Annotated in this window: 22 protein-coding genes and 1 pseudogene; 14 read left to right on the forward strand and 9 right to left on the reverse strand. The window is 68.5% G+C overall.

Annotated features, from left to right (window positions below):
* The first annotated feature begins 177 nt into the window (after positions 1-177).
* Positions 178-1,740: a gamma-glutamyltransferase gene (ggt, locus tag SJY11_RS01535; RefSeq protein WP_376989226.1), complete on the forward strand. Its 1,563-nt coding sequence runs from the start codon at positions 178-180 to the stop codon at positions 1,738-1,740.
* A 163-nt stretch (positions 1,741-1,903) separates the two neighbouring features.
* On the opposite strand, the gene SJY11_RS01540 is transcribed toward ggt, so the two are convergent.
* From SJY11_RS01540 to SJY11_RS01550, 3 genes are all read right to left on the reverse strand, one after another.
* Positions 1,904-2,143 carry a DUF2283 domain-containing protein gene (locus SJY11_RS01540; protein WP_376984717.1) on the reverse strand — a complete coding sequence of 80 codons (240 nt, stop codon included), beginning with the start codon at positions 2,141-2,143 and terminating at the stop codon, positions 1,904-1,906.
* Positions 2,144-2,412: 269 nt separating this feature from the next.
* Positions 2,413-4,218 carry a translation elongation factor 4 gene (lepA, locus tag SJY11_RS01545; RefSeq protein WP_376984719.1) on the reverse strand — a complete coding sequence of 602 codons (1,806 nt, stop codon included), beginning with the start codon at positions 4,216-4,218 and terminating at the stop codon, positions 2,413-2,415.
* A 54-nt stretch (positions 4,219-4,272) separates the two neighbouring features.
* Positions 4,273-5,058 (reverse strand): C40 family peptidase, encoded by a 786-nt coding sequence (locus SJY11_RS01550; protein ID WP_376984721.1) that lies wholly within the window; start codon positions 5,056-5,058, stop codon positions 4,273-4,275.
* Between the two features lie 203 nt (positions 5,059-5,261).
* On the opposite strand from SJY11_RS01550, the gene SJY11_RS01555 reads away from it, so the two are divergent.
* On the forward strand, positions 5,262-5,840 hold the full coding sequence (locus SJY11_RS01555; protein ID WP_376984722.1) for a helix-turn-helix domain-containing protein: 579 nt from the start codon (positions 5,262-5,264) through the stop codon (positions 5,838-5,840).
* A gap of 16 nt (positions 5,841-5,856) precedes the next feature.
* The gene (locus tag SJY11_RS01560) at positions 5,857-6,390 is read left to right on the forward strand and encodes a GNAT family N-acetyltransferase (RefSeq protein WP_376984723.1); all 534 of its coding nucleotides are present in this window, start codon (positions 5,857-5,859) and stop codon (positions 6,388-6,390) included.
* A 6-nt stretch (positions 6,391-6,396) separates the two neighbouring features.
* Here SJY11_RS01560 and SJY11_RS01565 read toward each other — a convergent pair whose 3' ends face one another.
* The 4 genes from SJY11_RS01565 to hrcA all read right to left on the reverse strand — a co-directional run bounded on the left by SJY11_RS01565 (position 6,397) and on the right by hrcA (position 8,592).
* Positions 6,397-6,645, reverse strand: coding sequence for a DUF3297 family protein (locus SJY11_RS01565; RefSeq protein WP_376984724.1), 249 nt, complete (start codon positions 6,643-6,645; stop codon positions 6,397-6,399).
* Positions 6,646-6,737: 92 nt separating this feature from the next.
* Positions 6,738-7,130 carry a type II toxin-antitoxin system VapC family toxin gene (locus SJY11_RS01570; protein ID WP_376984725.1) on the reverse strand — a complete coding sequence of 131 codons (393 nt, stop codon included), beginning with the start codon at positions 7,128-7,130 and terminating at the stop codon, positions 6,738-6,740.
* A complete protein-coding gene (locus SJY11_RS01575) occupies positions 7,127-7,417 on the reverse strand; it encodes an antitoxin (RefSeq protein ID WP_376984726.1) in 291 nt (96 codons plus the stop codon). Before SJY11_RS01575 ends, SJY11_RS01570 begins: the two co-directional genes overlap by 4 nt.
* Positions 7,418-7,506: 89 nt before the next feature.
* Positions 7,507-8,592, reverse strand: a complete 1,086-nt coding sequence (gene hrcA, locus SJY11_RS01580; RefSeq protein ID WP_376984727.1) for a heat-inducible transcriptional repressor HrcA — start codon at positions 8,590-8,592, stop codon at positions 7,507-7,509.
* Between the two features lie 148 nt (positions 8,593-8,740).
* On the opposite strand from hrcA, the gene rph reads away from it, so the two are divergent.
* The 3 genes and pseudogenes from rph to hemW all read left to right on the forward strand — a co-directional run bounded on the left by rph (position 8,741) and on the right by hemW (position 11,391).
* Complete coding sequence (rph, locus tag SJY11_RS01585) at positions 8,741-9,457, forward strand: ribonuclease PH (protein WP_376984728.1); 717 nt, start codon at positions 8,741-8,743, stop codon at positions 9,455-9,457.
* 101 nt (positions 9,458-9,558) lie between these two features.
* Positions 9,559-10,194, forward strand: coding sequence for an RdgB/HAM1 family non-canonical purine NTP pyrophosphatase (gene rdgB, locus SJY11_RS01590; protein ID WP_376984729.1), 636 nt, complete (start codon positions 9,559-9,561; stop codon positions 10,192-10,194).
* Between the two features lie 35 nt (positions 10,195-10,229).
* Positions 10,230-11,391: pseudogene (hemW, locus tag SJY11_RS01595) on the forward strand (radical SAM family heme chaperone HemW).
* Between the two features lie 89 nt (positions 11,392-11,480).
* On the opposite strand, the gene SJY11_RS01600 reads toward hemW, so the two are convergent.
* Positions 11,481-12,689 (reverse strand): penicillin-binding protein activator, encoded by a 1,209-nt coding sequence (locus SJY11_RS01600; protein ID WP_376984730.1) that lies wholly within the window; start codon positions 12,687-12,689, stop codon positions 11,481-11,483.
* Between the two features lie 188 nt (positions 12,690-12,877).
* Between SJY11_RS01600 and rsmI the strand changes: the two genes are divergently transcribed.
* The 3 genes from rsmI to gshB all read left to right on the forward strand — a co-directional run bounded on the left by rsmI (position 12,878) and on the right by gshB (position 15,260).
* Positions 12,878-13,792: a 16S rRNA (cytidine(1402)-2'-O)-methyltransferase gene (gene rsmI, locus SJY11_RS01605; protein WP_376984731.1), complete on the forward strand. Its 915-nt coding sequence runs from the start codon at positions 12,878-12,880 to the stop codon at positions 13,790-13,792.
* On the forward strand, positions 13,789-14,169 hold the full coding sequence (locus SJY11_RS01610; RefSeq protein WP_376984732.1) for a YraN family protein: 381 nt from the start codon (positions 13,789-13,791) through the stop codon (positions 14,167-14,169). The genes rsmI and SJY11_RS01610 overlap by 4 nt, the downstream gene beginning before the upstream one ends.
* Before the next feature lie 143 nt (positions 14,170-14,312).
* Positions 14,313-15,260, forward strand: coding sequence for a glutathione synthase (gshB, locus tag SJY11_RS01615; RefSeq protein WP_376984733.1), 948 nt, complete (start codon positions 14,313-14,315; stop codon positions 15,258-15,260).
* A 28-nt stretch (positions 15,261-15,288) separates the two neighbouring features.
* Here gshB and SJY11_RS01620 read toward each other — a convergent pair whose 3' ends face one another.
* Positions 15,289-16,068 carry a HesA/MoeB/ThiF family protein gene (locus SJY11_RS01620; protein ID WP_376984735.1) on the reverse strand — a complete coding sequence of 260 codons (780 nt, stop codon included), beginning with the start codon at positions 16,066-16,068 and terminating at the stop codon, positions 15,289-15,291.
* 180 nt (positions 16,069-16,248) lie between these two features.
* Between SJY11_RS01620 and SJY11_RS01625 the strand changes: the two genes are divergently transcribed.
* The 5 genes from SJY11_RS01625 to SJY11_RS01645 all read left to right on the forward strand — a co-directional run bounded on the left by SJY11_RS01625 (position 16,249) and on the right by SJY11_RS01645 (position 21,513).
* Positions 16,249-17,250, forward strand: a complete 1,002-nt coding sequence (locus SJY11_RS01625) for a BMP family lipoprotein (RefSeq protein ID WP_376984736.1) — start codon at positions 16,249-16,251, stop codon at positions 17,248-17,250.
* 60 nt (positions 17,251-17,310) lie between these two features.
* Positions 17,311-18,837 (forward strand): ABC transporter ATP-binding protein, encoded by a 1,527-nt coding sequence (locus SJY11_RS01630; RefSeq protein WP_376984738.1) that lies wholly within the window; start codon positions 17,311-17,313, stop codon positions 18,835-18,837.
* A gap of 175 nt (positions 18,838-19,012) precedes the next feature.
* Positions 19,013-20,113 carry an ABC transporter permease gene (locus SJY11_RS01635; RefSeq protein ID WP_376984739.1) on the forward strand — a complete coding sequence of 367 codons (1,101 nt, stop codon included), beginning with the start codon at positions 19,013-19,015 and terminating at the stop codon, positions 20,111-20,113.
* A gap of 2 nt (positions 20,114-20,115) precedes the next feature.
* Complete coding sequence (locus tag SJY11_RS01640) at positions 20,116-21,090, forward strand: ABC transporter permease (protein WP_376984740.1); 975 nt, start codon at positions 20,116-20,118, stop codon at positions 21,088-21,090.
* Positions 21,091-21,093: 3 nt separating this feature from the next.
* A complete protein-coding gene (locus SJY11_RS01645) occupies positions 21,094-21,513 on the forward strand; it encodes a cytidine deaminase (protein WP_376984741.1) in 420 nt (139 codons plus the stop codon).
* Positions 21,514-21,546 lie beyond the last annotated feature (33 nt).

A 21,546-nucleotide genomic window follows, 5' to 3' on the forward strand; every position in this document is an offset into this window, starting at 1 on the left:
GCGCTCCGGCCCGTGTGGAACCCATTGCAGGGCCGCAGCGCGCCAGCGGCGCTTGCCAAATCCGGCCGGCTAAGCGAGTGCGGTCTGGAGAGCCTGACAAAGCCGGCCGCCCTGGGAGACGACGACGTGAGCAACCCGAACCAGCGTGATTACGAACTCCCCGGCCGTTCCGTGGTGATGGGCCGGCGCGGCATGGCCGCGACCTCCCACCCGACCGCGACGCTGACCGCGATCAACATCCTGCAGGCCGGCGGCAATGCGATCGATGCCGCCGTGGCGGCCTGCGCGGTTCAATGCGTGGTCGAGCCGGGCTCGACCGGCATCGGCGGCGACTGCTTCGTGCTGATGGCCAAGAGCGGTAGCGACAAAGTCCTCGCCTATGACGGCTCGGGCCGCGCGCCGGCGGCGGCGACGCTCGACTGGTATCTGGAGCAGGGCTTCAGCGAGATCCCGCGCCAGTCCCCCCATGCCGTGACGATCCCGGGCTCGGTCGAGGCCTGGGCGACGCTGGTCAAGGACCATGGCCGCCTGCCGCTGGCTCAGCTCTTAAAGCCCGCGATCGATCTGGCGCGGGACGGCTATGTGGTCGCGCCGCGTGCCGCCGCCGATTGGGCCGGGCAGGCCGCGCTGATGGCGAAGGACGAGCCGACGGCCCGCGTCTTCCTGCCCGAGGGCCGCGCGCCGCGCGCCGGCGAGATCCACCATCAGCGCGAACTGGCCGCGACGCTGCAGGCCATCGCCGAGACAGGGCCGAGCGCCTTCTACGAGGGCGCGATCGCGCAGGACATGGTCGACCGGCTGCGCGAGCTCGGCGGCCTGCATGCCCTTGAGGATTTCCGCGAGGCCAAGGGCGGCTATGTCACGCCGATCCACACGCGCTTCCGCGGCCATGACGTGTTCGAGTGCCCGCCCGCCGGCCAGGGTGTGATCGCGCTGATGATCCTCAACATCCTCTCCGGCTTCGAGCCGGGCGAGGACCCGCTGTCGGCCGACCGGCTGCATATCGAGATCGAGGCGGCCAGGCTCGCCTATTCGGTGCGCGACGCCGTGCTGGCCGACCCGAGCCAGAGCGACGTGCCGCTGGACTGGCTGCTCTCGGAAGAGCTGGCGGCGCAGCTGCGCAGCCAGATCGACCTGAAGCAGGCGATCAAGGAGCTGCCGAGCTTCGCGCCCACCGAGGTGGAGCATGCCGACACGGTCTATATCAGCGTCGTCGACGGCGACGGCATGGCGGTGAGCTTCATCAACTCGGTGTTCCACCCCTTCGGCGCCGCGCTGGTCGCGCCCAAGAGCGGCGTGCTGCTGCAGAACCGCGGCCAGGGTTTTGTGCTGAAGTCCGGCCACCCCAATGCGATCGCGCCGCGCAAGCGCCCGCTGCACACGATCATCCCCGGCATGATGCTGCGCGACGGCAAGGTCTGCCTGTCCTTCGGCGTGATGGGCGGCCACTACCAGGCGATGGGCCACGCCCATCTGGTCAGCAAGCTACTGGATTACGGGCTCAACCTGCAGAGCGCGATCTCGCTGCCGCGCGTCTTCCCGCGCCCGGGGCAGACCGCGATCGAGGCGGAAAAGACGGTGCCTACGGCCGCGCGCGCCGAGCTGGAGCGCCGCGGCTTCGTCTTCACGGCGCCGGGAGCGGCGATCGGCGGCGGCCAGGCGATCGCGATCGATCCCGTCACGGGCGTGCTGTCGGCCGGCTCCGACCACCGCAAGGACGGCTGCGCGCTGGGCTGGTGAAGCTTTTCTCGGCGCTTTGATCCGGCACCGGCGCCGGAGCCACCACGGGTCATCCCGGCCGAAGCGCCGGGATCCATCATAGAGCTCCGGCGCCTTTCGATGGATCCCGGATCTGCGCTGCTACGCAGCTTGTCCGGGATGACGCGTCGACGAGCCTGTAGCGTTATTCCGCTGCGACCAGCGGCAGAGTGACAGTGCGGCCGCCGGCTTCGACCAGAAGAGAGGCCCCACCTACGCCGGCAAGCTGCTTGCCGGCATCCAGCAACTCGATGCCGCAGACCGAGCCATCGGGGTTGAGATCGATCAGCACATCTTCGCTGACGCGTACCGTCTCGACATCTCCAGCAGCCTCGGCGAAGCGCAGATAGGCAATGTTGTGTGTCGCATCATAGGTGAATTGCATCGCGGCCCGACCCCTCAGAAGAACTTCACGATCACAGTGATGGCCAACCAAGCCCCGTCCTCGAAGACGGCGATCACCTCAAGTTGCTTTGTATCATAACTGCGCTCTCGCCACATCCAGCGACCCGGATGGTTGAGCGTAAAGGTCGTTCTTCCCAGTTTGGCAGGAGCCTACTCGCCCTGCCGAACCGTCTCGACGATCTCTTCTGCCGTCGCGCCCCTCAGTTCCGCCCGCTCCAGCGCATGCGGTAGGATAGCGACCTCCACGGCTCAGCTGTCCATCTTCAGCGCGGCGATGAAGGCCTCCTGCGGGATTTCGACCTTGCCGAACTGCCGCATCTTCTTCTTGCCTTCCTTCTGCTTCTCCAGAAGCTTGCGCTTGCGGGTGGCGTCGCCGCCATAGCATTTGGCGGTGACGTCCTTGCGCAGCGCGCGGATCGTCTCGCGCGCGATGATCTTGCCGCCGATCGCCGCCTGGACGGGGATCTGGAACATGTGCGGCGGGATCAGGTCCTTGAGCTTCTCGCACATGGCGCGGCCGCGGGCATCGGCGCGCGAGCGGTGGACCAGCATGGAGAGCGCATCGACCGGCTCGGCATTGACCAGGATCGACATCCGCACGAGGTCGCCCTCGCGATAGTCGGTGATGGCGTAGTCGAAGGAGGCATAGCCCTTCGAGATCGACTTCAGCCGGTCGTAGAAGTCGAACACCACCTCGTTCAGCGGCAGATCGTAGACGACCTTGGCCCGCGAGCCAACATAGGACAGGTCGGTCTGGACGCCGCGGCGGTCCTGGCAGAGCTTCAGCACCGAGCCGAGATATTCGTCGGGGGTGAAGATCGTGGCCTTGATCCAGGGCTCCTCGATCGTCTCGATCTTCATCACATCGGGCATGTCGGCCGGGTTGTGCAGTTCCAGCACCGTGCCGTCGCGCAGCTTGAGGTGGTAGACGACCGAAGGCGCGGTCGAGATGAGGTTCAGGTTGAACTCGCGCTCCAGCCGCTCCTGGATGATCTCCAGATGCAGCAGGCCGAGGAAGCCGCAGCGGAAGCCGAAGCCGAGCGCGGCCGAGGTCTCCATCTCATAGGAGAAGCTGGCGTCGTTCAGGCGCAGGCGGCTCATCGCGGCGCGCAGCGTCTCGAAATCGGCGGCATCGACCGGGAAGATGCCGCAGAACACCACCGGCTGGACCGGCTTGAAGCCCGGCAGGGCCTGGGGCGTCTGGCGCTTCTCGTCGGTGATGGTGTCACCAACCGCCGTGTCGGCGACCTCCTTGATCGAGGCGGTGAAGAAGCCGACCTCGCCGGGGCCCAGTTCCTTGACCTCGGTCATCTTCGGCTTGAACACGCCGACGCGGTCGACGCCATAGGCGGCGTTGGCGCGCATCATGCGGATGGTCATGTTCTTCTTCAGCACGCCGTCGATGACGCGCACGAGCACGACGACTCCGAGATAGGCGTCATACCAGGAATTGACCAGCAGGCATTTCAGCGGGGCCTCACTGTCGCCCTTGGGGGCCGGCAGCTTCTGGACGATCGCCTCCAGCACGCCCTCGATGTTGATGCCGGTCTTGGCCGAGATCGCGACGGCTTCCGAGGCGTCGAGGCCGATCACGTCCTCGATCTGCTGCTTGATGCGCTCAGGCTCGGCGGCGGGCAGATCGATCTTGTTGAGGACGGTGACGATCTCGTGGTTGGCGTCGAGCGCCTGGTAGACATTGGCCAGCGTCTGCGCCTCGACGCCCTGGGAGGCATCGACGACCAGCAGCGAACCTTCGCAGGCCGCCAGCGAGCGCGAGACCTCATAGGCGAAGTCGACATGGCCGGGCGTGTCCATCAGGTTCAGGATGTAATCCTTGCCGTCCTGGGCGCGATAATCGAGCCGGACGGTCTGCGCCTTGATGGTGATGCCGCGCTCTTTCTCGATATCCATCGAGTCGAGCATCTGCTCGCTCATGTCGCGGGCCGCCACCGTGCCGGTCTGCTGGATCAGACGGTCGGCGAGCGTCGACTTGCCGTGGTCGATATGGGCCACGATCGAGAAGTTGCGGATGTTGTCGAAGGTGCGGGTGCTCATGCGCGGGCCATAGCAGCCAAGCCCCAGCACGCCAAGGGTTTGCCGCGAGCCCGGCTATTCCGCCGCAGCCATCCGGTGGCCGGCCGGCGCGGCCTCGCGGGCCCAGGTCAGGGCGCGGTAGTCGAAGCCCGCCTCCAGCGTCGGCTTCACCACGGCGAAATAGGGCGAGATGTCGAAGTCGCGCGGCATGTAGAGCGAGTGATGGCGGATGTGCAGGATCTCCTCGAAATCCGCCTCCTCCATGGCGCGGGCATATTCGATGGTCGGCAGCACGGGGTAGCGCGCCGCCTCGAAGGCCTGGGCGATCAGGGTGGAGCAGATCGCCCGCGTCGGATCGCCCGAGCCCAGCGCGATCATGCGCCGGCGCCAGGATTTCGGCGCCCAGGGCAGCGGAATCAGCCAGCGCATCAGGTCGATGATGTTCTTGAGGTCGTACTGGGTGCCGAGCCGGCTGAGGACATGCTCGACCACGACGGTGCGGCCCTCGTCGTCGAGCGCCTGCGGGCGGCAGATGCGGGTGCCGAAGGCGCCGTATTTCGACAGCGGCGAGAGCACGCAGCCGACATCCATCTCGACCTCGGCCAGCACGAGCGGCTCACCCTCGTCAGAGAACTCGCCGGTCTCGCCGACATAGAGCGCAGCATGGGACCAGGTCGACTGCGTCAGGTATTTGATCGCCGAGGAGACCTTCATGCCGCCCTCGACCAGCAGCACGTCGCCGGGACGCAGCGCCGCGCGCAGCCTCGCCAGGGCCTTCTCGTCGCAGGCCCGCGGCTCCGCCCTGCCGCGGGTGATGAAGCCGACGACGGCCTTCCCAAGCCACTCCAGACCTCGATCCATGGCCGTTCCCTCGACCAGCGCCCTTCTGAGCGTCGTTCCCCGCATATGAGCGCGGTTTCCCTGATGTTTTGGAAAGATCGGCCCGGTCGCTGGCGGGAAGCTGGAATCGTGGTGAAATCCGCGTTGACGGACTGTGCGAGCGCGTAGGGGCGGTTCGGCTGGAAATCACTTGATTTCCGAGATCATAGAAATATTCTCTCATCATGGATTCGTTCGTTGACATCGACCTGGACCGCCGTCTCGGCGCCCGCATCAAGGGGCTGCGCCAGAGCCGCGGCCTGACGCTCGACCAGCTCGCGGCACGCTCGGGCGTCAGCCGCGCGATGATCTCGCGGGTGGAACGCGGCGAATCGAGCCCGACGGCAGCCCTGCTGGACCGGCTCTGCGCCGGGCTCGGAATCGTGCTGTCGGCCCTCTTTAGAGACGAGGCGCAAGCCGGCCCGCTGGCAAAGCGGGCCGACCAACCGGTCTGGACCGATCCCGCCAGCGGCTATGTCCGGCGCAACGTCTCGCCGGCTGGAACGGGCTCTCGCCTCGAGATCGTGGAGGTCGAGATGCCGGCGGGCGCGCGCGTCCTGCTCGACGCGCCGCGAGGCGGCTTCCGGCTCAACCAGCAGCTCTGGCTGCTTGAGGGCGAGCTCAGCCTCAATGTCGGCGGACGCGAGCATCGGCTGGCGGTGGGAGACTGCCTCGCCATGCTGCTCGACGGACCGATCGCCTTCCACAATCCGGGCGATGTCCCAGCGCGCTACGCGGTGGTGCTGACCGCCGCAGACCTCTGAGACGGACTGAGAACCCATGACACAGGACGATGCGATCACGGTCGAGTTGCTCGATGGGGAGGCCGCGCGAGCCGCGATCCCGGCTCTGGCGGAGATCCTCGCCGACGCCGTCGAGAGCGGGGCCTCGGTCGGCTTCATGCACTGGAACGGGCTGTCCGATTATGTCGCGTTCTGGACGGGCGTCGCGGCCGATGTGGTGGCCGGACGCACGATCCTGTTCGCCGCACGCCAGGGCGCAGACGTGCTCGGCACGGCGCAATTGCAGCTCATCGGCAAGCCAAACCAGCCGCATCGCGCCGAAATCGCCAAGGTTCTGGTGCATTCCAGCGCACGCAGGCGCGGTCTCGGCGCAGCCCTGATGCAGGCGGCGGAAACGGCGGCGCGATGCGCCAAGCGCGACCTGCTGGTGCTCGATACCGACGAAAACAGCGCGGCGCGCCGGCTCTACGGCAAGCTCGGCTGGACCGAGGTCGGCACCATCCCGCGCTATGCGCTGATGCCGGATGGAAGCGACTGCGGCTCGACGTTTTTCTACAAGGAGTTGCGCTGAGGCGGCTCAGCCCTCGGTGGGCTGGCGGAAATAGGGCTCGACCTCACCCTTGAGCTTCACCGTCATCGGGTTGCCGAAGCGGTCCTTGGCGTTGCCGGCGGTCAGGCGCACCCAGCCTTCGCTGACGCAGTATTCCTCGACATTGGTCTTCTCGACGCCTTTGAAGCGCACGCCGATGTCCCGCGCCAGCAGTTCCTCGTTGTAGAACGGGCTGTTGGGATTGGAGGATAGGCGGTCGGGGAGCGTGTCGGTCATGGCGGGAGCCTTAGGAATCGCGTGTCGGATGGCGGCCAGGCCGCCTTGGCGCACAGGTAGCGCGATCCGGCGGCGATGCCAAATCCTGCAGATCAGCCCTGCCAATCCTCGACGCGCAGCCCATCGACCCGGGCGAACTCGGCGGTATTGTTGGTGACGAGGACCAGCCCTCGCGCCAGTGCCTGTCCCGCGATCAGGACGTCATAGGGGCCGATCGGCGTGCCACGGGCGCGGAGCGCGGCACGAATCCGGCCGGCGCTGCGGGCGTCGGCGTCGGTGAAATCGAGACGGGCGAACGGGAGCGCTTCGGCCCGCGACAGGGTATCATCCGTCCGGCTGCCAAAAAACGCGCCGTAATAATACTCGTGCATCACGATGCTGGAGAGCGCGATGTCGCCGATGTCGGAACCCCTTATCCTCTCGCGAACGGCGTTATGACCCCGCATCAATGCCGTGATGGCGTTGGTGTCCAGCAGGTAGATCATTTGAAGAAGTCATCGAGTTCGGGTCGCTCCTGCTGAGGCACCTCCTCGTTGATCGCATCTTCGAAAGACGGGTCGAATTCTCCCGTGATCTTGTCCAGCCAAGCCCATTGGTCCTCGACGGGCTCGATGATCACCCGCCGTCCCTCACGGCGGATCTTTACCGATTCTCCTTCGAAGCGGAATTCCTTCGGCAGCCGCACGGCCTGGGAGCGTCCGGACCAGAACAGCTTGGCTTCACCGGGAGGGCTCGCCTTCGATCGGGCGGTCTTCGCTCTGGCTCCGGTCACAGGCACCCTCCGGTACATATCAGATCGAAATGATATGTAGCACGAAACGGGCAGGCCGGCGAGTGGGAGGCCGTGTACGAACGGTCGTTCTACCGCTCCCCGTCCAGCAGCCGCCCGACGACCTTGGCGGTGTAGTCCACCATCGGCACGATGCGGGCATAGTTCAGCCGGGTCGGCCCGATGATGCCGACGACGCCGACGATACGCTGCTCGGCATCGCGGAAGGGGGCCGCCACCATCGAGGAGCCGGACATCGAGAACAGCTTGTTCTCCGAGCCGATGAAGATGCGCACGCCGTCGCCGGCCTCGGCCCGCGCCAGCAGGTCGATGACGTCGGTTTGGGTTTCGAGATCGCCGAAGAGCAGGCGGATGCGCTCCAGATCCTCCTGCGCCTTGAGATCCTCCAGCAGATTGGCCTGGCCGCGCACGATGAGATGGCGGTCGCTCGTCGGCCCCGAGGAGGTGGCGATGCCGCTCTCGACCAGCCTTGCGGTCAACGAGTCGAGCTCGCGCTCCATCTGCTCGCGATGCTGGGCGATCTCGGCGCGCAACTCGCCCAGCGTCTTGCCGAGGATGCGGGCGTTGAGGAAGTTGGCGGCTTCGATCAGGGCGGAGGCCGGCAGGCCGGGCGGCAGGCTCAGCAGCCGGTTCTCGACCGTGCCGTCATCGGCGACGAGCACGACGAGCGCGCGTGTCGGGTCGAGCCGGACGAACTCGATATGCTTCAGCCGGGCATTGGCCTTGGTGGTGACGACGACGCCCGCCCCGCGCGAGAGGCCCGAGAGCAGGGCCGAGGCCTCGGTCAGGGTGCCGTCGAGCGTGCGGCCGGTGGCGGCGGCCCTCATCTGCGCCTCGATTCGGGTGCGCTCGTCCGAGGTCAGATTGCCGACCTCCATCATCGCATCGACGAAGAAGCGCAGGCCTCTTTCCGTCGGGAGACGCCCCGCGGAGGTGTGGGGGGCGTAGATCAGCCCCGCCAGTTCGAGATCGGTCATGACGTTGCGCACCGTCGCCGGCGACAGCGCCATCGGCAGCAGCCTGGCGATGTTGCGCGAGCCGACCGGCTCGCCAGTGGCGAGATAGCCGTCGACGATCTGGCGGAAGATCTCGCGCGAGCGCTGATCGGTCTCGATCAACCCGCTGGCTGTGTCGGGACGCGGCGTGTGGGCGCTCATCTGCGGCGAAACGGCTTTCTCGACATGGGCTTATTGTTGATCCGGACCGGCGCCCGATCAAGCGAAAACGCGTGCGACCCCTGTCCGCCTTGCCGCACCCGCGGCGACCGCCTACAAGCCGCCAACCCCGAACAATCAGGATATCGCCATGCGACCCTCGAAACGCGCCGCAGACGAAATGCGCAAGGTCACGCTCGAACGCGGCGTCGTGCGCTATGCGGAAGGCTCCTGCATGGTCTCGTTCGGCGAGACCCGAGTGCTCTGCGCCGCGACCGTCGAGGAGAAGGGCCCGCCTTGGCTGCGCGGCACCGGCAAGGGCTGGGTCACCGCCGAATATGCGATGCTGCCGCGCGCCACCCATGAGCGCAACCGCCGCGAGGTGACCTCCGGCAAGCCGTCCGGCCGCACCCAGGAAATCCAGCGTCTGGTCGGGCGCTCGCTTCGCGCCGTGGTCGACCTGACCGCGATCGGCGAGCGCCAGATCGTCGTCGATTGCGACGTGCTGCAGGCCGATGGCGGCACCCGCACGGCCTCGATCACCGGCGCCTGGGTGGCGCTGCACGACGCGCTGAAATGGATGGAGGCGCGCTCGATGCTGAAGGGCTCCAACCCGCTGAAGGACCATGTCGCGGCGATTTCCTGCGGCATCGTCGCCGGCAACCCGGTGCTCGACCTCGATTACGTCGAGGATTCCGGCGCGCAGACCGACGCCAATTTCGTCATCACCGGCACCGGCGGCCTCGTCGAGGTGCAGGGCACGGCGGAGGGCGCGCCCTTCTCCGAGGAGGAGCTGATGGCGCTGATGCGGCTCGCCAAGGGCGGGGTCAGCAAGCTCGTGGCGCTGCAGAAGGCGGCTGTGGCCTGAACAGCCCTGTCGTTTGCCTCGTGAACCTGTCGTCATCCCGGACGCAGCGAAGCGAAGCTCCGGGATGACGGCGCGTTTCCGAACCAGGAAGGGCTGGACCAGTGACTGAACACCGCCTCCTTACCGGCAAGGTCGTGATCGCGACCCATAACAAGGGCAAGCTCGTCGAGATGCGCGAGCTGATGGCGCCCTTCGGGATCGAGCTGGTCTCGGCCGGCGAACTCGGCTTAGCCGAGCCCGACGAGACCGGCTACATGTTCTCCGAGAATGCCGCGATCAAGGCGCATGCGGCGGCGAAAGCCTCTGGCCTGCCGGCGCTGGCGGACGATTCCGGAATCTGCATCGATGCACTCGACGGCGCGCCGGGCCTGTTCTCGGCGAACTGGGCCGGGCCGGGCAAGGATTTTAAGCCGGCGATGGCGCGCGTGCTGGCCGAGATGGCCAAGCGCGGCGCGACGGCGCCGGACCAGCGCAAGGCGCATTTCGTCTCGGCGCTGGTGATCGCCTGGCCGGACGGCCATGAGGAGCTGTTCGAGGGACGCGTCCATGGCCGCATCGTCGACGCCCCGCGCGGGACGGGCGGCTTCGGCTACAACCCTATCTTCCAGCCCGACGGCTACGACGTGACCTTCGCGGAAATGACGAGCACCGTGAAGAGCGGCGCCGACGACGCACTGTCGCACCGGGCACGCGCCTTCAAGCAATTGGCAGCCGCCTGCCTCAGGGCCCCGGCGTGATCGGCGCCACCGCCCTCGCGCCGACCTCCCCGATCCTGCATCCGACCGCGGATGCGGGCTTCGCCGTCTATGTGCACTGGCCGTTCTGCCTGGCCAAATGCCCTTATTGCGACTTCAACTCGCATGTCCGGCTGCAGCCGCCCGACCAGGCCCGCTATGTCTCAGCCTTCCGGCGCGAGATCGCCCATCGGGCTGCGCTGGCGCCGGGGCGGACCGTCACCTCGATCTTCTTCGGGGGCGGCACGCCCTCGCTGATGGAGGGCCGCACCGTCGGCGCGATCCTCGACGCGATCGGCGAGGTCTGGGCGATCGACCCGCATTGCGAGGTCTCGCTGGAGGCCAACCCGACCAGCGTCGAGGCCGGCCGCTTCGCCGATTTCCGGGCCGCCGGCGTCAACCGCGTCTCGCTCGGCGTGCAGGCGCTCAACGATGCCGATCTCAAGGCGCTCGGGCGGATGCACTCGACGCGCGAGGCGCTGGATGCGGTCGCGATCGCCCGCAAATACTTCGAGCGCTACTCCTTCGACCTGATCTATGCCCGCTCGCCGGAGCAGACGCCGGCCTTGTGGCGGGCGGAGCTGGAGCTGGCGATCAGCCATGCCGCCGAGCACCTTTCGCTCTACCAACTCACCATCGAGCCCGACACGATGTTCGAGCGGCTGTTCAAGGCCGGCAAGCTCGCCGTGCCGGACCATGAGGCGGGGGCTGCGCTCTACGAGATCACGCAGGAGATCACGGCCAAGCACGGACTGCCGGTCTACGAGATCTCCAACCACGCCCGCCCCGGCGCGGAATGCCGCCACAACCTCGTCTACTGGCGCTATGGCGAGTATGCCGGCATCGGGCCCGGAGCCCATGGGCGGCTGGTCACAGCCGAGGGACGGATGGCGCATTCGACCGAGAAACGTCCCGAGGCCTGGCTCGAGCGCGTCGAGGCGGAGGGTCAGGCGCTGGTCGAGAACGAGCGGCTCAATGCCGAGGCGCAGGGCGACGAATATCTGCTGATGGGGCTGCGTCTGGTTCGAGGGCATCGACCCCGCCGTGTTCAAGGCGCTGTCGGGCCGCGCGCTGAACGAACGGCGTGTGACCAGCCTCGTGCTCGACCGGTTGCTCGTCCGCAAGCCCGGCGGCAAGCTCGCCTGCACGCCCGAAGGCGCGCTGGTGCTGGACGCGGTGGTGGCGGATCTGGCGGCGTGACACCCGTCATTCTCGGGCGGAGCAAAGCGTAGACGCGAGATTCTCCTGCAGGAGATGCTCGGGTCGAGCCCGAGCATGACGTGCTTTCATTACTGCGTGCGCGCCCCGAGATCGCGCGGGGCCGCGTTGACGGTGACGATCTGACCGTTGCGCAATTCGAGCACGGCGAGCCCGCGCTCGTTCTGGCCGTCGGGGCGGAAGCGGAAGACGCCGTCGGCACCCGCGAAGCCCGAAACGTTGGTCAGGACAGCTTCCGAGAAGCGCTGCGACCCTTGCGTGCGCGCCAGCGCCGCCGCCAGCGAAACCGCATCATAGGCCAGCGTCGCGGTGCGGGTCGGGGCACTGTTGAAGCGCGCCTGATAGCGGCCGGCGAAGGCGTTGAAGCCGGCCGTGTCGGGCGAGGCGAACCAGCCGCCCTGGATCGCCGGGACGCGCGCGACATTGGCGTCGTTCCAGACGCCGGTGCCGAGCGGCTTGACCTTGGCAGGATCGTAGCCCGCCTGCTGCAAAGCGAGGCCGAGCGCCGGCATGGTGTCGGCGGCGGCGGGCACGAAGAGCGCATCGGCCTGCTGCAGTGCTGGAACCAGGCGCCTGGCCGCGGCGGCCATGGAATTGGAGTCAGGCGAGAAGCGCTCGATCACGACGACGCGGCCGCCGCGCCCGGCGACAGCCTGCTGGAAGGCGGCCTCGACGACCTTGCCATAGGCGGTGTCCGGCACGAGGGCGGCGAAGGATTTGCGGCCCTGCTGCGAGGCATAGGCGATCACGCGGTTGACGTCGTTCTCGGGCGGAAAGGAGAGCAGGTAGACCCCGCGGCCAGCGACGTTGGTGTCGCTGGAGAAGGCGATGACCGGACGGTTCGCGCCCCGCGCGACCTGGCCGGCCGCCTGGACGGAGGGCGCAAAGAGCGGCCCGATGATGAGCTCGGCGCCCTCGGCGATCGCTTCCTGCGCCGCGGCCTGGGCGCCCTCGGGCGTACCGCGGTCATCCTTCACCAACAGCGTCAGATCGGCGTTGGGGAATTCCGAGAGCGCCATCTCGGCGGCATTCCTCAGGGAATTGCCGACGACGGCGCCCTGGCCTTCCGCGGTCAGGGGTAGGATCAACCCGACCTTGACCTTGCCCGTGCCGATCGTCTGGCCCGTGGGCTGGGCCGGCTGCGCCTGCGGGGTGCCGGTGTCGAAGCCCGGCAGCCCGCTCGGCCCGCCGCTGCAGGCGGCGAGCGAAAGACAGGCCAGCGCCACCAGCGATGACAGGCTGCGGCGGCTGACCGATTCCCTGAGCGGATGACGCGACACGGGCGATCTCCAGATCTCGTGCCGGACGGTGCAGGCCCATCCGGCGTTACAGTCCCCCGACCGTGGGGAATCTCCTGCCAGTGCGGCAGGGTATTTTCAAGTTGTTAACTCTGAGTTGCGGCCGCGGGCGTGGAGCCCGTCGCCTGCGCGGATGGCGCGCTGGCGACGGCTGTGGCAGGTTCGTGGCCATGTCGACCCCCGCTCCCGTCGCGCCCCGCGCACCCAGTTACACCGCCTTCGGGATCAGGGCGGAGGCGGAAGCGCTGGCGCCCGGCCTGCACATCGTCGCGACGCCGATCGGCAATCTGCGCGACATCTCGTTTCGCGCGCTGGCGACGCTGGCGGCAGCGGATGCCGTCCTCGCGGAGGACACGCGGACCTCGAAGACGCTGCTGGCGCATTACGGCATCTCGACACCGCTCTACCCCTATCACGAGCACAACGCCGAGCAGATGCGGCCCAAGATCCTCGGGAAGCTGCGCGAGGGCGGCAAGCTCGCATTGATCTCCGATGCTGGGACGCCTCTGGTTTCCGACCCCGGCTACAAGCTGGTGGCGGAGGTCGTCGCGGAGGGGTTGCCGGTCACCGGCATTCCCGGTCCTTCCGCCGTGCTGGCGGCGCTGGTGCTGGCCGGGCTGCCGACCGACCGCTTCTTCTTCGAGGGCTTCCTGCCGCCCAAGGCGGCGGCGCGGCGCGGCCGGTTGACCGAACTCGCCGCCATTCCCGGCACGCTCGTCTTCTTCGAATCGCCGCGGCGGCTAGCCGAGATGCTGTCGGACGCGGCGGCCGTCCTCGGCGAGCGCCCGGGCGCCGTCGCGCGCGAACTGACCAAGTTCTACGAGACCGTGCGGCGCGGGCCGCTGTCGACGCTGGCGGCGCATTACGAGGGCGAGGAAGAGGCGCGCGGCGAGATCGTCGTCGTCATCGGCCCGCCCGGTGCCGAAACGGAAGGCGCCGCGGGCGACGCGGTCGGCGAGCGCCTGCGGATCGCGCTGGCCGACCTCTCGCTGAAGGAAGCGGTCGCGCAGGTCGCGGCCGAGACCGGCCAGCCCCGGCGCAAGGTCTATGCCCGCGCGCTGGAGCTGACGCGCGGGGAGCCGTGACAGGCGAGGCCCGCAGCCGCCGCGCGCGCCGCTCCGGCGTGACGGGGCGGCGCGCGGAGTGGCTCGCGATCCTCTGGCTCGGCCTGAAGGGCTATCGTCCGCTGGCGCGGCGCTTTGGCGGCAAGGGCGGCGAGATCGACCTGATCATGAAGCGCGGGCGAACCATCGCCTTCGTCGAGGTCAAGGCGCGCGGGGCGATGCACGAAGCGCTGATCGCGATCACCCCCGAGAAGAACCGGCTGGTCGAGGCGCGGATTCGGCAATGGCTGGCGCTCAATCCCTGGGCCATGGATCATCACCTGCGCGCGGACGCGGTCTTTCTCGCCCCCTGGCGCTGGCCGCGCCATGTGCGGGCGGTCGCTGAACTGGGGCTGTAGGGAGATGGGCAGCTCCGGCCAGCGCCCTCTCGCCTGACGCATGTTTCCCGTTCACGATGGCGCGTCGCGCAACGCGGGCGCGGGCCCTTGCCGATCACCCGCCCATCAGTCGATAAGGTCGCTCCAGAACCGGAGCGCACATCATGACCCTCAGCGTCGCCATCCAGATGGACCCGATCGAGCGCCTGCGGGTCGCCGGTGACACCGGCTTCGCGCTGATGCTGGAGGCGCAGGCGCGCGGGCACACGCTGTTCACCTACACGCCCGACAAGCTCTCGATGCGCGACGGCAAGGTCACGGCGCCGATCCGCCCGGTCACGGTGCGCGACGTCGAGGGCGACCACTTCACGGCCGGTGCCGAGGTCCGCACCGATCTTTCGACGCTGGATGTCGTGCTGCTGCGGCAGGATCCGCCCTTCGACATGGCCTATGTCTCGACCACGCATATGCTGGAGCGCATCCACCCGAAGACGCTGGTGGTCAACGACCCCTCCCATGTCCGCAATGCGCCCGAGAAGATCTTCGTCACGCATTTCCCGGAGCTGATGCCGCCGACGCTGATCACCCGCGACAAGGCCGAGATCGAGGCCTTCCGCGACGAGTTCGGCGAGATCGTGATGAAGCCGCTCTACGGCCATGGTGGCGCGACGGTGTTCAAGACCAGCAAGGACGACCCGAATTTCGGCTCGCTCTACGATCTCTTCGCCAATCTCTTCCGCGAGCCCTGGGTGGTGCAGGCCTACATCAAGGAGATCTCGGAGGGCGACAAGCGCATCATCCTGATCAACGGCGAGGCGGCGGGTGCGGTCAATCGTGTGCCGGCGGTCGGCGACCTGCGCGCCAACATGGTGCGCGGCGGCGCGGCGCGGCCGACCGACCTCTCGGCGAAGGAACTCGAAATCTGCGAGGCGATCGGCCCTTCGCTGCGCGAGCGCGGGCTGCTGCTCGTGGGCATCGACGTGATCCATGGCAAGCTGACCGAGATCAACGTCACCGCACCGACCGGCGTGCGGGCGATCAAGAAGCTCGGCGGGCCGGATCTGGCGGCGCAGCTCTTCGACGTGATCGAGAGCAAGGTCGCGCGCAGCTGAGGCGGCCGGCGCGCCACGACGGGAGCCGCTATCCGGCCGTTGCGCCGTTCAGGCTGTTGGTCTCGTCCCAGCCATAGCGCATCGTCTCGAAGCGCATCGTCAGGGCGTCGACGAGCAGGAGCTTGCCGACCAGCGGCTCGCCGAAGCCGGTGATGGCGCGGATGACCTCCAGCGCCATCAGAGAGCCCATCACGCCCGGCAGCGCACCGAGGATGCCGGCCTCGGCGCAGGTCGGCACCGTACCCGGCGGCGGCACATCGGGAAACAGACAGCGCCAGGTCGGATTAGGGCGGCCGTCCGCCCCCGTTTCATGCGCCCGGATCGTCGTGAGCGAGCCGTCGAAGCGACCGAGCGCCGCCATGACGACCGGCTTGCGCTCGTGGAAGCAGGCGTCGGATACGGCATAGCGGGTGGCGAAATTGTCCGAGCCCTCGGCGACGACGTCGTAGAAGGCGATGAGGGCGCGGGCATTGTGCGGGTCCAGCCGCGTGACATGCTCCTCGACCACGACATGCGGGTTGAGCCGCTTGACGAAGGCCGCGGCCGCCACCGCCTTGTGGGCGCCGATATCGTCCGTTCCGTAGATCGTCTGGCGCTGCAGGTTCGACAGCGCGACGGTGTCGTCGTCGACGATGCCGATATGGCCGACGCCCGCTGCGGCGAGGTACTGGATCAGCGGCGCCCCGAGGCCGCCGGCACCGACGACGAGCACCCGGGCGCGCTTGAGCTTCTGCTGGCCGGGGCCGCCGATCTCCGGCAGCACCAGATGGCGCGCATAGCGCTCGATCTCGTCCTCGTTCAGGCTCATGGGCGGAAGGGTTAGGCCGATCCCGCCCGCAGGGCAATCGCACCGGCCGCACTGACGACCCTTTGAAGACGCAGGTCCGGAATCGACCCCCGGGACCCGCTTGGCCGCGCCTGAAAGCCATGCCATCGTGACAGCCAGACGGGGCGACCAACGCCCCCATCCATCGACAGGGGATCTCGCATGCAGCTCAAATCGCTCGCGCTGGCGCTGGCCGGCGTCGCCCTCTCGGCCGTCGTCGCGATGGCGCAGACCGTGGTGAAGCCGGCCATCGTCTACGACAAGGGCGGCAAGTTCGACAAATCCTTCAATGAGGGCGTCCTCGCGGGCGCGGAGAAGTTCAAGGCCGAGACAGGGGTCGCGTTCCGCGACTTCGAGCCGACCAACGACGCCCAGATCGAGCAGGCACTGCGCCGCTTCGCCCGCGACGGCCATTCGCCGATCATCGCGGTGGGCTTCTCGCAGGCGACCGCGCTGCAGAAGGTCGCGGCCGAGTTCCCGGCGCTGAAATTCACGATCATCGACATGGTCGTCGATCTGCCGAACGTGCAGTCGGTCGTCTTCAAGGAGCATGAGGGCTCCTATCTCGTCGGCCTGCTCGCCGGCATGGCGTCCAAATCCGGCAAGGTCGGCTTCGTCGGCGGCATGGACATCCCGCTGATCCGGAAGTTCGCCTGCGGCTATGTCCAGGGCGTCAAGGCGGCCAAGAAGGACGCCGAGATCTTCCAGAACATGACCGGCTCGACGCCGGCCGCCTGGAACGACCCGGTCAAGGGCGGCGAGCTCGCCAAGTCGCAGATCGACCGCGGCGCCGACGTGATCTACCACGCCGCCGGCGGCACCGGCATCGGCGTGCTGCGCGCGGCGGCCGACGCCGGCAAGCTCGGCATCGGCGTCGATTCAAACCAGAACAGCCTGCAGCCCGGCAAGGTGCTGACCTCGATGCTCAAGCGCGTCGACGTCGCCGCCTATTCGTCGTTCAAGGCGGCCCGCGACGGCAACTGGAAGGCGGGCATCTCGGTGCTGGGCCTGAAGGAGGACGGCGTCGGCTGGGCGCTGGACGACGCCAACAAGGCGCTGATCACGCCCGAGTTGAAGGCCGCCGCCGACAAGGCCCGCGCCGACATCATCAGCGGCGCTGTGAAGGTCCACGACTACATGTCGGACTCGAAGTGCGCGGCGTAAGGCGGCCCGACCGTTCCCCCTCCCCCCGTGGGGAGGGGGTTGCGTCGCGCCGACCGCACCATGAACACCCCCGCCATCGCACTGACCGGCATCTCGAAACGCTTCGGCCCCGTCCAGGCCAATCGCGACGTGTCGCTCTCGGTGGCGCCCGGCTCGATCCACGGCATCGTCGGCGAGAACGGCGCCGGCAAGTCGACGCTGATGTCGATCCTCTATGGCTTCTACGAGGCCGATGCGGGCGAGATCGCGGTCGACGGCCAGGTCTGCCGCATCCGCACCCCGGCGGACGCGATCGCGCTCGGCATCGGCATGGTCCACCAGCACTTCATGCTGGTGGAGACGCTGAGCGTCGTCGAGAACGTCGTGCTCGGGGCCGAGGGCGGCGCCTGGCTCAGCAGCGGCGTCAAGCGCGCGCGGGCCGAACTGGCGCGGCTGTCGGACCAGTATGGGCTGGCGATCGACCCGGACGCGATCGTCGGCGACCTTTCGGTCGGGCTGCAGCAGCGCGTCGAAATTCTCAAGGCGCTGTATCGCGGGGCTCAGATCCTGATCCTCGACGAGCCCACGGCCGTGCTGACGCCGCCGGAGGCCGACCAGCTCTTTGCCCTGCTGCGGGCGCTGCGGGAGCAGGGCAAGACGGTCATCCTGATCACCCACAAGCTGCGCGAGATCATGGCGATCACGGACCGGGTCTCGGTGATGCGGCGCGGCGAGATGGTTGCGCATCTGGCGACGGCTGAGACCTCGCCGCCGGAGATCGCCGAGGCGATGGTCGGCCGGCGCGTGCTGCTGCGCGTCGAAAAGGAGGCGCGGCCGCGCGGGGCGAAGGTGCTCGAGGCGGTCGGGCTCGACATCGTCGATTCGCGCGGCGTGGCGCTGCTCTCAGGGATAGACCTGACCCTGCATGAAGGCGAGATCGTCGGCATCGCCGGCGTTGCGGGCAACGGCCAGAGCGAGTTGCTCGAGGTGCTGGCCGGCCTGGCCCAACCCTCGCGCGGCGTCATCCGGCTGAACGGCCAGGTCCTGACCTCGGCCGACCGCAATCCGGCGCGGCTGCGCAAGCTCGGCTTGATGCATGTGCCGGAGGACCGGCTGCGCACCGGGCTCGTCACCGCATTTCCCGCCGCGGAGAACGCGATCCTCGGCTATCAGGACGATCCGGTGCTGGGGCCCGGTCCTTTTCTGTCACCGGCGACGATCGCCGCTCGGGCGCGCGAGACCTTCGCGGCCTATGACGTGCGCCCGCCGGATCCGGGCCTGAAAACCGCGAAATTCTCGGGCGGCAACCAGCAGAAGATCGTGCTCGCCCGCGAGATCGAGCGGGCGCCGAAGGTGCTGCTGGTGGGCCAGCCGACGCGTGGGGTCGATATCGGCGCGATTGAAGCCATCCACCGCCGGCTGATCGCCCTGTGCGATTCGGGCGTCGCGATCCTGCTCGTCTCGGTCGAGCTCGAGGAGGTGATGGCGCTGTCGGACCGGATTCTCGCGATGTGCGGTGGGCGCATCACCGGCGAACGCGTGGCCGGCGAGGCCGACGAGCGCGATCTCGGGCTGCTGATGGCCGGCGTGACGGAGCAGGCGGCGTGATGGCAGGCACAAGCCTTCGCGAGACGGGCTCTTCCCTTCCCCCTTGTGGGGAAGGGAGAGGGATGGGGGTCGTCCCGCATGATGAGCGCGCGCCGAGCGGAACCACCCCCACCCCCACCCCTCCCCACAAGGGGGAGGGGCTCCCGCGCTTAGACGTCGAAGCGGCGGGTCGCCCATGAGCGCCGCCCCCATCGAATTGCCGCGCTGGGCCGATACGGCGCTGGTGCCGCTGGTTTCCGTCGCGGCGGCGCTGGCCGTCTCCGGGCTCGTCGTCATCGGCATCGGCGAGAGCCCGCTGGAGGCGACCGCGCTGCTCTTGCGCGGCGCGCTCGGGTCGGCCGAGGGCATCGGCTTTACGCTCTACTACACGACGAACTTCATCTTCACCGGGCTCGCCGTGGCCGTCGCCTTCCATGCCGGGCTGTTCAACATCGGCGGCGAGGGCCAGGCGACGATCGCCGGCATCTTCGCCGCGCTGGCCTGCCTGTGGCTCGCCCCGCTGCCCGGCCTGCTCCTGGTCCCGCTCGCGATCCTGGCGGCGGCGGCGGGCGGCGCGCTCTACGGCTTCATCCCCGGCTGGCTCCAGGCCACGCGCGGCAGCCATGTCGTGATCACCACGATCATGTTCAATTTCCTGGCGGCGACGCTGACCGTCTATCTGCTCGTCGAAGTTATCGGCAAACCCGGTTCGATGCAGCCGGAGACGCCGGAATTCGCCGCCCATGCGGTCCTGACCCCCATGCACAAGCTGCTGGCGCCGCTGGGCATCACCCTGCCCTCGACGCCGCTGAACAGCGCCTTCCTGCTGGCGCTCGCCGCGCTCGTCGCCGTCTGGGCACTGATCTTCCGCTCGCGGCTGGGCTATGCGATCCGCACCGTCGGCGCCAATCCGAGGGCCGCGACTTACGCCGGCATCTCGCCCGCGCGCATCACCATGGTCGCCATGGCGATCTCGGGGGCGCTCGCCGGCGGGCTCGCGGTCAACGAGGTGATGGGCGTGCAGCACCGGCTGCTGCTCGATTTCACCGCCGGCTACGGCTTTGTGGGCATCGCGGTGGCGCTGATGGGGCGCGGGCACCCGGTCGGCGTGGCGCTGGCGGCGCTGCTCTTCGGCGTGCTCTACCAGGGCGGGGCGGAACTCTCCTTCGACAAGCCGAGCATCACCCGCGACATGGTGGTGGTGATCGGCGGGGTCATCATCCTCTTCGCCGGCGCGCTCGACGGGCTGTTCCGGCGGGCGGTGGCGGCGTTGCTGCGGCCGGGACGGACAGCCTGACCATGGACGCAATCGCCACCCTCGCCGTCGTCCTCGACTCCGCGATCCGCCTCTCGGTGCCGCTGCTCTGCGCGGCCATGGCGGGCCTCTGGTCGGAGCGGGCCGGGGTCGTCGACATCGGGCTCGAGGGCAAGATGCTGGTCGCCGCCTTCGCCGCCGCCGTCATCGCCGCGCAGAGCGGCTCGGCCTGGGCGGGGCTCGGCGCCGGCATCCTCGCCTCGGTGATGCTGTCGCTGGTCCACGGCTTTGCCGCGATCACCTGGCGCGGCAACCAGATCGTCTCCGGCGTCGCCATCAACATGCTGGCGGCGGGGCTGACCGTGATCCTCGGCAATGCCTGGTTCGGCCAGGGCGGGCGCACGCCGACGCTGGAGGGCGCCGCGCGCTTCGGCGAGATCACCCTGCCCTTCGCGCAGACGCTGGGGGAACAGGTCCCGGGACTCGGCCTGATCTATGACGAGGTGATCTCGGGCCAGTCCGCGCCGGCCTATCTCGCGCTGTTGGCGGTCGTTCTCACGGCGCTGGTGCTGAAGCGCACCCGCTTCGGCCTGCGGCTGCGCGCCGTCGGCGAGAACCCGGCGGCTGTCGATACCGCCGGCATCTCGGTGGCCGGGCTGCGCTACAGCGCCGTGATCATCTGCGGCGTGCTGTGCGGGCTGGGCGGCACCTATCTCGCGGTCTCGCAATCGGCCGGCTTCCTGCCGCATATGACCGCCGGCAAGGGCTTCATCGCGCTCGCCGCCGTGATCTTCGCGAATTGGCGGCCCTGGCCGGCGCTCTGGGCCTGCCTGCTCTTCGGCGGGCTCGACGCGGTCGCGATCCGTTTGCAGGGCGTGGCGCTGCCCGGTATCGGGCAGGTGCCGGTGCAGGCGATCCAGGCGCTGCCCTATCTGATGACGGTGATCCTGCTCGCCGGCTTCATCGGCAGGTCGACGCCGCCCAAGGCCGCCGGCCTGCCTTATGTGAAGGAGCGCTGAGCCATGGCCGGAAGCACCGAGGCGATCGATTTCGAGGCGCTGTTTGCGGCCGCCGCGCGGGTGCAGACCTTCGCCTATGCCCCCTATTCGCGCTTTCGCGTCGGCGCCGCGATCCTCGGCGACGACGGCGTCGTCTATCCCGGCTGCAATGTCGAGAACGCCGCCTATCCGTCCGGAAGCTGCGCCGAACAGGGCGCGATCTCGGCGATGATCGCCGGGGGCGGCCGACGCATTCGCGCGATCCTCGTCGTCGGCGACGGCGAGGAACTGGTGACGCCCTGCGGCGCCTGCCGCCAGCGCATCCGCGAATTCGCCGCGCCGGAGACGCCCGTCGCGATCGCGGGGCCCGGCGGCATCCGCCAGATGTTCTCGCTGGCGGAGCTGTTGCCCGCCTCCTTCGGACCGGACAATCTGCGCCGGTGACGGGCGGCCGCGTCTCGAAGGATGCTTCGGAGC

Source organism: Allobosea sp. R86505 (genome assembly GCF_042466375.1).
Classification (GTDB): Bacteria; Pseudomonadota; Alphaproteobacteria; order Rhizobiales; family Beijerinckiaceae; genus Allobosea.